This window comes from Lacrimispora sp. BS-2, from assembly GCF_040207125.1.
Classification (GTDB): Bacteria; Bacillota; Clostridia; order Lachnospirales; family Lachnospiraceae; genus Lacrimispora.
On sequence record NZ_CP157940.1, the window covers coordinates 3,089,908 to 3,103,108 of the forward strand.

16 protein-coding genes are annotated in these 13,201 nt (G+C 35.1%); 2 read left to right on the top strand and 14 right to left on the bottom strand.

Features of this window, described 5'->3' with window-relative positions; all coding sequences use genetic code 11:
• Nucleotide 1: 1 nt before the first annotated feature.
• The 7 genes from ABFV83_RS14540 to ABFV83_RS14570 all read right to left on the bottom strand — a co-directional run bounded on the left by ABFV83_RS14540 (nt 2) and on the right by ABFV83_RS14570 (nt 4,474).
• A complete protein-coding gene (locus ABFV83_RS14540) occupies nt 2-166 on the bottom strand; it encodes a DUF255 domain-containing protein (RefSeq protein WP_349944789.1) in 165 nt (54 codons plus the stop codon).
• A 143-nt stretch (nt 167-309) separates the two neighbouring features.
• A complete protein-coding gene (locus ABFV83_RS14545) occupies nt 310-846 on the bottom strand; it encodes a sigma-70 family RNA polymerase sigma factor (protein ID WP_349944790.1) in 537 nt (178 codons plus the stop codon).
• 553 nt (nt 847-1,399) lie between these two features.
• On the bottom strand, nt 1,400-2,338 hold the full coding sequence (locus tag ABFV83_RS14550; RefSeq protein WP_349944791.1) for a zf-HC2 domain-containing protein: 939 nt from the start codon (nt 2,336-2,338) through the stop codon (nt 1,400-1,402).
• Nucleotides 2,328-2,846: an RNA polymerase sigma factor gene (locus ABFV83_RS14555; RefSeq protein ID WP_349944792.1), complete on the bottom strand. Its 519-nt coding sequence runs from the start codon at nt 2,844-2,846 to the stop codon at nt 2,328-2,330. Before ABFV83_RS14555 ends, ABFV83_RS14550 begins: the two co-directional genes overlap by 11 nt.
• Nucleotides 2,847-2,879: 33 nt before the next feature.
• A complete protein-coding gene (locus ABFV83_RS14560; protein WP_349944794.1) occupies nt 2,880-3,314 on the bottom strand; it encodes a cysteine peptidase family C39 domain-containing protein in 435 nt (144 codons plus the stop codon).
• A gap of 196 nt (nt 3,315-3,510) precedes the next feature.
• Nucleotides 3,511-3,864 (bottom strand): hypothetical protein, encoded by a 354-nt coding sequence (locus ABFV83_RS14565; RefSeq protein ID WP_349944796.1) that lies wholly within the window; start codon nt 3,862-3,864, stop codon nt 3,511-3,513.
• A gap of 139 nt (nt 3,865-4,003) precedes the next feature.
• Nucleotides 4,004-4,474: a phage holin family protein gene (locus ABFV83_RS14570; protein WP_349944798.1), complete on the bottom strand. Its 471-nt coding sequence runs from the start codon at nt 4,472-4,474 to the stop codon at nt 4,004-4,006.
• Between the two features lie 289 nt (nt 4,475-4,763).
• Between ABFV83_RS14570 and ABFV83_RS14575 the strand changes: the two genes are divergently transcribed.
• On the top strand, nt 4,764-5,633 hold the full coding sequence (locus ABFV83_RS14575) for a hypothetical protein (protein ID WP_349944799.1): 870 nt from the start codon (nt 4,764-4,766) through the stop codon (nt 5,631-5,633).
• 64 nt (nt 5,634-5,697) lie between these two features.
• Here ABFV83_RS14575 and ABFV83_RS14580 read toward each other — a convergent pair whose 3' ends face one another.
• The 6 genes from ABFV83_RS14580 to ABFV83_RS14605 form a co-directional block, all read right to left on the bottom strand.
• Nucleotides 5,698-6,621 carry a phage tail tip lysozyme gene (locus ABFV83_RS14580; protein ID WP_349944800.1) on the bottom strand — a complete coding sequence of 308 codons (924 nt, stop codon included), beginning with the start codon at nt 6,619-6,621 and terminating at the stop codon, nt 5,698-5,700.
• A 317-nt stretch (nt 6,622-6,938) separates the two neighbouring features.
• Nucleotides 6,939-7,505, bottom strand: a complete 567-nt coding sequence (locus tag ABFV83_RS14585) for an accessory gene regulator B family protein (RefSeq protein WP_349944802.1) — start codon at nt 7,503-7,505, stop codon at nt 6,939-6,941.
• A gap of 1 nt (nt 7,506) precedes the next feature.
• Nucleotides 7,507-7,656 (bottom strand): cyclic lactone autoinducer peptide, encoded by a 150-nt coding sequence (locus ABFV83_RS14590; RefSeq protein ID WP_349944804.1) that lies wholly within the window; start codon nt 7,654-7,656, stop codon nt 7,507-7,509.
• A gap of 118 nt (nt 7,657-7,774) precedes the next feature.
• Entirely contained in the window at nt 7,775-9,064 is a 1,290-nt protein-coding gene (locus tag ABFV83_RS14595; RefSeq protein ID WP_349944805.1) for a GHKL domain-containing protein, read from the bottom strand.
• The gene (locus ABFV83_RS14600; protein WP_349944806.1) at nt 9,048-9,815 is read right to left on the bottom strand and encodes a LytTR family DNA-binding domain-containing protein; all 768 of its coding nucleotides are present in this window, start codon (nt 9,813-9,815) and stop codon (nt 9,048-9,050) included. The genes ABFV83_RS14595 and ABFV83_RS14600 overlap by 17 nt, the downstream gene beginning before the upstream one ends.
• A gap of 442 nt (nt 9,816-10,257) precedes the next feature.
• Nucleotides 10,258-11,418, bottom strand: a complete 1,161-nt coding sequence (locus ABFV83_RS14605) for an MFS transporter (protein WP_349944808.1) — start codon at nt 11,416-11,418, stop codon at nt 10,258-10,260.
• 185 nt (nt 11,419-11,603) lie between these two features.
• Here ABFV83_RS14605 and ABFV83_RS14610 point away from each other — a divergent pair, with 185 nt between their 5' ends.
• Nucleotides 11,604-12,491 carry an AraC family transcriptional regulator gene (locus ABFV83_RS14610; RefSeq protein ID WP_349944809.1) on the top strand — a complete coding sequence of 296 codons (888 nt, stop codon included), beginning with the start codon at nt 11,604-11,606 and terminating at the stop codon, nt 12,489-12,491.
• Between the two features lie 100 nt (nt 12,492-12,591).
• Here ABFV83_RS14610 and ABFV83_RS14615 read toward each other — a convergent pair whose 3' ends face one another.
• Nucleotides 12,592-13,185, bottom strand: coding sequence for an ATP-dependent Clp protease proteolytic subunit (locus ABFV83_RS14615; protein ID WP_349944811.1), 594 nt, complete (start codon nt 13,183-13,185; stop codon nt 12,592-12,594).
• Between the last annotated feature and the right edge of the window lie 16 nt (nt 13,186-13,201).

Genomic DNA, 13,201 nt, shown 5'->3' on the forward strand with positions numbered 1-13,201 from the left:
GTTACGAATACCCAATAGATAGGAAAACAGGCTTGTCTTCTTGCCTTGCTTTCTCAAATGCTTCCTCTCCCCATGGATACCAGTTCACTGGATTATAGGCATGCTGCATCAGGTAAGGGGATTTTTCTTTGATTAATCTATTGGGTATTTCTTTATGATTGTCCACGTGGCCACCTCCTTTCAAAATTACATATATTTTTTAGCGTCCTGTATGAAATTTATTTTTATTCTGATATCGTCTCCATTTTCATATTATATTATACTTTCCAAAATGGTACGGTGCAAGCTGCTTCTATTCTGTTTATTTACCTAAAAATACTCATCTTTAAGTAACTTAATTAACTTTTTCCTTATACGATTTACATATTGCCTGGATATCCCGAACTTCTTAGCTATCTCAGCATCTGTTTCTTCATTAAATATCATGGAATAAAATATTTGATATTGTTTCCCGTTTACCTTTAATAGTAATTTACTTAAATCTTCTTTAATCACAATATCTTCATATTCCGATTGTTTGCAATATAGACTGTCAAAATATTCTTCCTCTACTTCAACCTTATTATCAAAATTTCTTCTACTTTTTTTATACAATTCATAAAACCTGTTTTTTATGGCTTGACTCAAAAAACGCACACATTGACCCTCATCCTCGTAATATTCCATCTTGTTTACGGACTCAAGAAGACAAAGTACCAACTCTGCATATGTATCCTCTTTTTCATCTTTATATAAAAGACGAACGTACTTTTTAAGTATAGGTTCCATCTTGTCTAAAATTAATAGAAATTTTTCTTTGTCACCGCCTTTAAATTCTTGTATTAGTGTACTTAGTTTATCTCCCATATTTTTCTTCCTCCTAAAAGGAAAAAAGAAAAAAAGGAAGTAAATGTAAACCTCGACAGGATTAAATATTTTTGATAACGATTTAATTGTATATGAAAAAAACAACTAATTTTTTTTGATGTAAAAAATAGACTTATTACTGACAAAATTCCGTCATTATATACAAACTAATTAGATTTAAATCTATATTTTTCACTTATAATTCATATTTTTTCTTGTTTTTTCGTTAAACTTTTCTTGTTTTTTTAAAAACACACGAATGTTTAACCAGATAATGCTTTATCCAGGTCTATGGATCAACAAAAAAACTCCTGTATGTCAACATGCAGACAGGAGTAAAGAACAGTTATGTCGTCGAATTTAATAGCCATTCTATTAGGCCGAATTAAACAAGTATTTTTAATATGAAGTTCCTGGAGAAACGCTTAGGAGGCGTATGAAAATATTTGTTCTGAAAAAGGCGTTTTTTATGCATCATAAAATTTCCACCAAAAAAAGAGAATGCCTTCGGGGGCATCCTCTTCCTTGTCAAGATATAAAGACCATAGATTACTTAATTATCATCTAAATATAAATTATAAATTAATTTTTTACTTATATCATCAAATCTAAATTCTAATTTAATTTTACCTGGATACCTTACTCCATGCAGTGTAATATCAAAGGCATTTTCTTCTCCTGTAATCGGGGCTGCATTATTTTCTAACACCCTGTCTTTTTCAGTTAAGTACTCCATTTCAGGCAGTACCATAGAAAATTGTATTTGAACATTGGTATTAATTAGATTACTGTATTTCTTATAATGATATTCTAAATTTTCTGCAGCTTTCGGAATTTCTGCTGGGAAGAAATTGTTATAAACAGCTTCATACTTTATTATATCCCTATCCACATCTAAATATTTTTTTATCTTATTTGTTTGAGACTCTAATGGGGGAACAATTAAAAATATTGTAATAGTTATAATTAAACTCAAAAGCAATGCTGTGATTTGCAGTAGGATATTAAAAATGAATTTCCGGATATAATGTTGTGTATTATCTTTTTTAATAATACTATATAGCTGTAATATTGCTATAAGGACAGGTGATAATCCTATAATAAAACAAATAAGATAGAAAAAGCTAATGCCAGGTGTATAATGAAGCATTGGGTACTTTATTGAATATTCTTTAAACATAAAAATAACACTTATAATTATAGCAAGAACTGTTATTGCGATTGAAATAATATTAAATGCCGTTAGTATCTTTTTCAAAATATTATTTTGTATGCTTTGTTTACTTTTAGACAGCAGATCTTTTTCAAACATTCTTTTTTTGATTTCCGCTTCAGAAGGAATAAGGGGCTCTATTTTTTTTGTAATACTATCCAGATATTTTCTGCAATCGCTGCATGTACTTATATGTTCATTAACAATTATCTTACTTTCTTCGCTGCACAAATCTTCTGCATATAATGGCAGTAAATCCTTAATAACTTCACATTTCATTACCAACATCCTCCATTTCACTAATCATATCATGCAGTTTATTTTTGGCTCTGTAAAAATTTACACGAACCCAATTCTCCGTTTTTCCAAACTGTTCTCCAATCTCAGAGTAATCTAATTCTAAAAAAAGCCTTTGAATAATTATTGTTTGATAGGGTTCCTTTAAATGCTGAATCATATGAACAATCTTTAAAAGCTCCTCTTTTTCTATAAGATCATCGATTAGGCTGTTTTTCTCCATATCTGTGTAATTTTCTTCAATGAATTCTAAAGGTACAACATTTTTACTCCTTTTTAAATAATCAAAAAAGAGATTTTTAGCAATTTGGCAAAGCCATACCTTAAGCTGGCAGTCCCCTCTGAAGCCAGCTAATGAAATATACGCCTTTACAAATGTCTCTTGTGTCAATTCTTCTGAAACATGATAATTCCCTGATAGCTTCAATAAAAATCTGAAAACTTCTCGAACATACTTTTGGTATAATACTTCGAATTCTTTATTTTCCATATAATCACCCTTATGCTGATATGACGATAAAAATCAAAGTTTGTTACACTGATTTATAAATTTTTTAATAATCAATAAATTACCCGTAAATATATTCATAAATACAGCTTTATTAATCTTGACCATGCCTTTGGCCGGATCGGCTGCTACGATATATTTTTTTCGTATTTTATATATTACAACAAAATGAAAAATATTTTCTGAAATTTCTAATTGTACTATGCATGGCAACATTGTTTTATTAATTTCATTAATATTATCTACACAATATGCTTCTACATCGTAATTTAAGAAATTTGCAGTTTCATACATTTGAAGAAATGACGTTCCTGACTGATTATTATAATCCATTAATTTTTTTAGGCCATTCAGATTATATATATTACCATAAAATTGAAAAATTGCAGATAATGACGCAACGCCGCAGTCCATCTCTTCTTCTTGTTTTACTAAAATATACTTTTTCATAATAGTCTCCACTTCGCTGCCTCATTACGCTTGTATTCTCTATAATTATACTACAGGCTTATTCAAAGCGTTATGATTTGAAATTAAATAATTTAAGAAGCGCATCGTAATGATGCGCTAATGTAGTCAATAAATCATTTGGTTATAAACAAAGAGTCAAGCGGATATTCACAATCCGCTTCGCTACTTGATTCGGTTAAATTGATGAGCCGGTAAAATTCCAGATAGCTGTATAAGCAGCTTTTCTAACAGGAGTATCTCCACCATCCATGATATCAATTATGCTGGCGTGAGAAATAAGATAGTTCTTTACATCATCACCTATGAAAGGAATGATCTTACTTAAAATATCAGCCTTATAATAAGCAACTGCATGAGCAAAAATTTCCTGTCCAATCTCTAATTCCGTCATACCCGTAACAATTCCTCTCTGAATCTGAGCCTGCGCTTCACCTAAGCAATTAGCCTTCTTACGGTATTTGGGATCCATTTTTAAGTGTGCGTTTCCGCCTTTTATTTTGCACATTTCCTGAATTGATAATTTTTTCATTGTATAATTCTCCTTTCGTGTTATTGACTACACTATTTAGAAAGAAAAACTATTATATATTGTAAACCAAACATATAAGTTATTAAAAAATGAGCAATGTCAAGCGGATATTCACAATCCGCTTCGCTACTTGATTCGGTTAAAATCCGGATTTATTATCAATATCATTCTGCAATTCGGTTAAAATCTTTTTAAGAAAATTAGGTAATTTTGCCCCCATGCGTCCAGCGTTTTCCAAAATTGACAATAGCTCATTAATAATTAACCAGACAGAAACCAGGAGTGTAAATATTGATGTATATTTATAATTGACCCCAATCTCACCGGCAAATTTATGTAACATAAAGTCAGTACTAATTGACACCAGAATTATTAGGATATAACTGACCTTTTTGTAAATCCCAATGATACTTTTTTTACTGCTCCACCCATATTTTTTATTATTAGGGTGTTCTATTGCTTCCTTTTTTGCTGCAAGCATTCCCGAAATATAATCCAGTATCATTAATATCATTAATAGAATCATTGCCGGAAATAATAAACTGCACTTATCCATAATCCATGTGCCGATTATACCAGTTATCCCCATTTCTAATTTTTTCTTATCCATAAAGCACTCTCCCCCCATACAATTTATTCCATAGATAAAACACCCTGATTTAACATTGACCTATTTAAAAAGTTTTTTTATGCAAATAGCAGGATTTTTACTCATATATCTATTAAAAAGTATTTCGTTCCTATATGTAAACCCCGTTTTAAATACATTAGTTCATTTTATTGTTTTCGTGATCTTCGAATAATCCTTTCGGGGAAAATTTGTCTTTTCATAGTATAATTGTCATCTAAAGATGAATAAGATATGGTATTGTATAAAAGTATTATCTTAGGAGGCCGCCATGAAATATTTACATTTTTCTAAGAAAGCAGTTGCTATCCAGTTTTCGTCCGTACTTTTGCTCCTTCTTAGTTCCTGTTCCCAAAGCAGCAGCGCTTCCATTGCGCCTTCCAGTTCTGGATCTTCCTCCATCGTACTTGATTCTTCCCAAACACCAAGTGAAAAATCACTGCAGCCCTCCCCGGGTTCAGGCGCTGCAGAAGATCAGACCAGCAGTACAAAATCTTCAGCCCAAACGTACATGATGTCAGTCTATACAGAAGCACCCAATAAAAACAGTTCAATTAAAATTCAATATCCAAGTTTCTCCGGCAATGGTTTTGATGCGTTAAATGCATTGATCTATAATAAAGTTCAGAGCTTTGCCAAAATTGATACATCTCTATTCTCAGGCGATACCGGTTTAACCATTGATTATCAATCCGCAGTTACACTGCAAAACAGCAAAATAGTAAGCATTGTCTTTTGGGGTTCAAGCTATATCGAAGGCGGCGCATATCCGGTCAGTGACCTGATTACCCTTAATATAGACTTACAGTCTTTGAAAGAAATCACTCTCAAAGATTTGTATACAACCAATGCAGACTTTAAAAAAGTATTTTTTAATAAAGCTTTTTTCCCGGAGAATCCGATAACCTCATATGACAAAGCCAGTTTCCCGGAAATGCTCAGGCTTCAATCGCCGGAATACCAGACAATCGACCCATTTAGCATACCGGATAACGTTTCCTGCTTTCTTAAGCCTGATGGAATTGTACTAAGTATGCCTGCTGTACACGCAACCGGAAGCGATCATTTCGAGGCCCAGCTTAAATACAGTGATATACAGCAGTTCTATCTGCTCAGTCAAAATTATTGGGAAAATAAATAATCGGCCAAAGTGTTTTACCTTTGACCGATTATTTACGTTTAGAGCATTATGTAAACTACTGCTTTTAATTTAATGTATTATACCAATAGGTTGCCTGATTTCCCCGTGTCTGATCTTGTGAAGCATTTGCCGGCCTTTCGTAATTGTGCAGGAATACACAGGCAAGGTAATACGCACTTTCTGTAGAACGGGTAAACTGTGTGAAAGACATATTATATTTAGAAGTAGCATAAAACTGCAGACCCGCACTTACCTCATACAGAATACGTTTTAATTCACTGTCCATATCAGCAACCGGCAATTTGTTGCTCTGCGCCCAGTTTATATAATTTGTTGCCGGTGTCCATTGGACTAAGCCAAAACCTCCGCTCATGTTATTCTCTTTTAAACTCTGCCAGATACCTGGATTAATTGTACTTTCTGTCTGCATATTTCCAAGCATACCGCAGATAGCATTTTTCGTCCAACCCTTACCGCGTAAATAATTCAGGATATATTGGGCGTTCACGGCCATTTGACTCTGTGTCAGATAACTATTACTGCAATATATAGTTCCATTGCCAGAAGACGGATAAGTATTATAACCAAAAAGGAACTGCCAGGTGGTGGGACCGATAATACCATCGGCCGAAATCCCCATTTTCTTCTGGAAATTTTTTGCAGCAGTTACAGAGTTAGGGCCAAAAGCACCATCCACAGTAATGGTTTCAAATTTGCTTAACAAATACTGCGCTGCTCTGGCTGCGTAGTTGTTGGTTCCATTCTGCACCGTGACAATCAATGCAGATAAGGTGCCCGCCCCTGCGATCCCGTCAGCCGCAAGGCCCTTGCTCTTCTGGAAATTAGTCACAGCAGTTTTGGTACCTGAACCAAAACTTCCGTCTATCGTGAGAGAATACCCTTTAAAAGTCAGCAAGCACTGTAAAGCGCTCACATTTTTCCCTGAACTGCCGGTCTGTAAAACAGGCCATGCTGGAGTTGCTGCCATAATTTTTACCTTCTTTCATAAATTAATTGAAGCACCTCTAAAATGTCGCGCGCCGTTTCAGAAGAGTCTTCTACAAGTTAGAAAGAAAGATTTATCCAAAATAGAAACCCCTCGTACAAATTTTTTGAATAAGGAGCCGTTGTAAAATGGTGTGATCAATTTCTTTGAACTAAAAACAGAAACAAAAAATTATAATGACCTTTTTTAACATAATATAATTTCCTCCATCAAAAAAATCATTTAGTTAAACGCCCTGTAACATAGCCTCTAACTAAATGATTTCTTTGATAAAGTGATGAAACTGTAAAAAGAAATTATTAATGCCATTCCTTATATTTACCAATAAGCATTGTAATAACCATTAAAAGAAACGTAATCATTATTAAAAACAGATATTTATCATTTTTAAAAATCAGAAATACAATGGCTAATGCAGCATCTATCAGCAAATATTGTTTGAGTTGCTTCTTAAAATATATTTCTTCACTTCTATCTATGGGCCGATTCATATGCTTTACCGGATACAACACCCATACTGCCACAATAAAAGCAAATAAAAGCAATATGGAAAATAGCATAGGCACAGCAATGAGTTTAACCAGCAGCAGAATTCCTGTATATGTAATGTTAGATAATATCAAGCAATATGAATAATGTTTTAAATGCATCCCTCCCGCATAAGACCTTAATGGTATAAATATTGCCAAAAATAATAATCCTTCAAGCAGCATATGCCCTAGGACCGCTATCAAAATACTAATTAGGAAGCTTAACGAAACTTCTAACCCTGTCTGAAAGCCGTACTCATATACTTTCCTTTCTTCTTCTTTCACTACTCCTTTGCATACAACATAATTTGTTAGTCTGACTGCAAGCTTTTGCATGTTAAAATTTTCTATACTCTTTTACTTCATCTGGCAACTTTGGCTGGTGAAAAATATATGCACATTGAGTACTCACTCCTAAAGCCACCATATGTACTGCAAATAATGCCATAACATTAGCTACCGTGATTTTAGCACTTAATTTTTTCATATCCTTCATCCTCTCTTCATACATTAATATGGTTAAGTTGTTGACAAATCGATTATATCATTTAATAACTTCCATTTGCCCCACCTGCCATAATTACCGGTTTTGCTGTCAAAATTAATTATATATTTAAAATAACTGTCAGGAAAAATACTCCGTTCTCTGTATCTACATTTACAGATCCCTGATATTTCTCCACTGTCTTTCTAATAAAGCTCACACCATACCCATGTCTGGCATTTTCTGTTTTAGTTGTTTTTAAGTTCCCCCTGTCATCCCATTTCAAGGTATGATTGTAAGGATTTATAATAACAAGTACAAAAGCCGCCTTTTTTACCCTCATGTATATCTGGATGGTTCTCTTATGTTCCTCACATGTTTTTGTTGCCTCTATGGCATTATCCAAAGAATTTCCTAAGATAATGCTCAAATCACTTTGCTGAATTGGTATGTCTTCCGGAATAAAACTCTTGATTTTAAAATCAATTCCCATTTTCTTTGCATAAGAATATTTAAAATTGATCAATGTATCTATTACATTGTTTCCGCTATTCAATATCCGTTTTTCATCTTCTGAAGATATCTGAAGCAAATGATTCAGATCATTAATAGCTTCCTGATTTCTGCCATATTTTACATTCTCTCTTAGCAGTATTAACTGATTGATCAGATCATGTTTTTCTTTATAAAAATTCTCCATGGCCCTTTTTTGTTCATCCGTATTCATCGCCAATAATTCAATCTGCTGCTCATAAATAATATTTTCTTTTTGTATTACAAAACTCTCGGCAAGTTTTTCATAGATTTCAAAGATTATTAAATTTATAAACAGAATTATATTGAGTGCAACCATAACGGCCATTTTATGGCTATTTCCTCCTAAAATGAAAATGTTATGTACTACAAAAGCACTGCTAAAGGGGATAAATAACATAAGTAAATAATAAATGGCTGGGATCATTGTTTTATCCTTTGAATTAAATCTTATGCTCATTATGCTGACTAACATTATTACAATTAATTTAGATATGACCGAACCCAGGGTAGTAAACTCCGTATTTCCAACTGGTAATAATTTAAGGAAATGATAGCAAAGTAATTCTATGATCATCCAAACCACATATAAAAGCACTACATATAAAACTTTTTTATTCCCCGCCTTATGAAAACCAATAACAGCAATAAGTGAAACTAAAACAACATTTATCACAAAAATCCATATGGAAGCGTTTCCGCTACCATGTTCTGCTATAACCTGGTATATATAAAACAAACACCATATAAATATATTAGACAGTCTGTTTTTCTTTTTTTCAAAAAAAGCAGACAAATATTTGTATACAATCCACATTGTTATAAATGCCATTGTTATATCAAATAAAATGTCTATATAGTTATACACTAATTTCATCTTTCAGCAATCTCCCATAAATTTGTCCAAAGCTTTTTTGTCTTTCTTCACTTATTGGCAGTTCTTGTCCATTTGCTATGATTACGCTTGTCTTTGTACGCGCTGCAATGTAATGATAATTTACAAGGAACGACTGATGTATCCGCAAAAATGGAATCTTGCCTGAGTACATTCGTTCTTCAACTGCATTAAGTTTATCGTTAAAAATTTCTATTCCTCCAGGTCTTATATGAATCTGTACCTGTCTGCCTTTACTTTCAAAATAAACAATATCACTGCAAAGGATCTTATACTCCTTATTTTTATACTGAAATGGAAAGTAGACCTTTCTACTGCATATCCTTTCATTTGCTGCTAAAAATGTTTTTATAAAAACATCCTGCTGAATTGGTTTCTTTATAAAGTCAAATACATCTAAGCGAAATAATTCTATTAAATATCGATCATAGCTTGATACATAAATAATTAACAGGTTTTGATCCATTTTTCTAATATTTTGAGCTGCTAATATACCACTTTCCCCCTTCATATGAATATCTAAATAGAGCAAGTCGTATTGTGATTCATTTCCCATAGCTTTTTCCAGATCTTCTCCGCAGTAAAATGCATCAATATCTATAGGTATATGATTTGTCTTGCTTACATCCAAAAGCATTTTCTCAATTAAACTTACAACCTTATTTTCATCATCACAAATAGCGATTTTTATCATAACAGCCACCCCTTTTTGTACAATATCTCTTCCACTCAAGTACTGATATTCCCCTCATATAACTTCCGCACGTTGTATTTGTTCCTTCTTATTTTATTTTTCTATAATATCTGATTAAATTGCCCATTTTCCTTATATAACGTGATTTTTTTTCATTTGTGACGGGTTTTGCACATTCAATTCAAATTATTTTATCTTACCACCAAAAGATTAAACTATATTTTACCTCATATATTGAAGCCGGAGGTATGCACAGGTAAAATAAGGAAGGCAAAGCCGCCATCCACGTAAATACCTTAATTGTCCAAAAGAGTTTTTATTAAAAGCAAAAAAACGCCACTTGTCAGGCATAATATGCCAACAAGCAGCGCTTTATAAAAATCTATTATAGGAAAACCGGTAGCAATGACTGGTATACATATTGGACCGGTATTAGGTATTACCGCTCCTATTTTGCAATATTTCAAATGACGATGATTTCTTATTTGTTCTTAATACGGTTTACCTGTTCAACCATTATGATCATGACTGCTGCAAATATCATCAGGTAATAGGGGTATAACCGGATCGTCACGTATTCCGCTATGATTCCCATGAGAAGAGGCATAAGGGCTGCACCCACGTATGCACATGCCATCTGGATGCCCATAATGGCCTGTGATAAATCCTTGCCAAAGTTCTCCGGGGTCTCATGGAGCAGGCAGGGATAAACAGGCGCACAGCCCATTCCGATTAAAATAAATCCTGCACACAGAAACAGGTTTCCCTGAGCCAGTATGATTACCAGGATACCCAGGAGGATAATTCCCTGTCCTATGCGGATCATTTTTTTATCAGATAATCTCATGGCTGCGAAACCATTTAAAAATCTTCCAAAGGTGATGCCGAAGAAAAATAAAGAAGCCCATTTTGCCGCCGCATCCGGCGAAATTCCTTTTTCCATAACCATATAGCTGCTGCTCCACAGTCCTGCGGTGGACTCAAAGGCACAATAGCAGAAGAAAGCAGCAAGCACAGGCTTTGCTCCTTTCAGCCCAAGCAATTCCTTTATGGTTACGCGTTTATGCTCTCTGGTTTCCTCTTCCGATTCCTGGTGGCTCTTCTTCCAAAAAGGCAGAGAGAAAATCAGTATACCGGTTAATAGGATCTGAATTACAGAAATGGAACGGTATCCCATGAACCATGGCATGCCGCCGGTCAGAAAATACCCCATAATATACGGCCCCATGGTAGCCCCGATTCCCCAGAAACAATGAAGCCAGCTCATATGCTTAGCCTTATAATGAATCGCCACAAAGTTATTCAAGGCAGCATCCACGGAACCAGCACCTAATCCGTAGGGGATCGCCCACAGGCACAGGGACTGAAAAGAGGGAGAAACGGAAAAGCCCCATAAGGCTGCGGCTGTCATTCCAACACTGGCAGCCGTTACTTTACCCGTCCCAAATCTCTTAATAAGGCGGTCGCTGTTTAAGCTTGAAATAACAGTACATCCTATTATAATAGTAGAAATAATACCGGCATAAGATAGGGGAACATTAAGCTGCCGGTACATGGTAGGCCACGCGGACCCCAGCAGCGAATCCGGTAATCCCAGACTGATAAAGGATATGTAAATAATGACGAGCAATAAGGATAACATATATTTTCCTCCAAAAAAGTAATAATCTGTGGGCAAAGCTGTGCAATAATCATTTGCTTTCCATATCACATTTTGATATTATAACATGGTATATCAGTATTTTCTTATATAATACTATTAAAATCTGATACCATTGTATGATTTTCTCATCGACGTTTCTCATTGAAGTCCAGGAGGAGTTTGTTTTGGAGCCCTATTTACTGTCGTCGCAAAAACAGGATGTGAACCACGGAACCATCCTTTCGCCCTATGCGCTTTACCACTGTATCTTACCAACAGTTATGCCTGACGTATTGCTTCACTGGCATGTGGAAGCTGAAATTACCATTATTTTAGAAGGAAGTGCAAATTATAAAATCGGGAAAGAAACCTTTCAATCCAGAAAAGGGGATTTGATCTTCGTACCACCCAACACCCTTCATTCGGTCAAGCCTTTGCCGGGCAGCACCCATATTTCCGATACTTTGGTCTTTCATCTTGATATGCTGGGATATTCTCTTATGGATCAATACAGCTTAACCTATCTCCAGCCCATACATAATGGTTTTATCCGGCCTCTTTCCCATATGAATCAAGACCATCCCTTTTATCCTGAATTTTATGAATGCATGAACCAGATTTTCCTTTGTGTAAAAAATAAAGATGATTATTTTGAAATGATCTTAAAAGAGAAGCTGCATCATCTTTTTTACCTGTTATTTCAACATCAATGCTTTACAAATACAGATGCTGCATCTCCCACCCATGCACATATGGATAAAGTAAAGAAAGCGGTAAAATATATTCAGGAAAATTATCAGGAGCCAATCTCCATCGGTGAATTGGCAGACTTATGCCATTTCAGCAAAACCCATTTCATGAACTTTTTTAAACATGCTGTGGGAATTACCTGTGTGGAATATATGATTCAGCACCGTCTTAAAATAGCAGCCAACCTTTTAAGGACAACAGGGCTGTCCATATCAGATATTGCTTTTGAAAGCGGCTTTCGCAATCTGTCTAACTTTAACCGAAAATTCAAGAGTTATTATCATATGACTCCTTTTGAATACCGCAGGCAGTGGATCATCTGATCTGATCTGATTTGATTATCATCTAACCTGAGAAAAACCCGCTCAACGGCTGACCTGTCAGGCCCTCCGCAGGCGGGTTTCTTATTTCAATATTCCGGTATCATCTGCGGCATAACAGAATTTCATCAATTAAGCCATATTCTTTTGCCTCCTCAGCCGTCAGATAATGATCCCGTTCCATATCTTCCTCAACTTTTTTAAGGGGCTGGCCTGTAAGCTCACTGTATATCTTATTGAGCTTTTCCTTTGTCTTTTCAAGCCAGTCACTATGGATTTTAATATCCGTGGCCTGTCCCTGCAGCCCCCCGGATATTGACGGCTGATGGATCAGTATTTCACTGTTTTTAAGGGCAAAACGCTTTCCTTTTTTCCCAGATGCCAGGATCAGGGAGGCCGCACTTCCTGATTGGCCTATGCTGATGGTGGAAACATCGCATCTGATATTGTTCATGGTGTCCATAATAGCGAACCCGTCCGTTACAGACCCTCCTGGGCTGTTAATATACAAGTGAATGTCTTTGCTGCTGTCAGCGGATTCCAGAAAAAGCATCTGGGCTATAATCAGGCTTGCCATTTCATTGGTCACAACGCCGTTAAGCATGACAATGCGGTCATTCAGCAGCCTGGAAAAAATGTCAAAGGACCGCTCGCCGTGAGATGTCTGTTCAATTACCATTGGAATAAGATTGCTCATGTAAACCTCCTGACTA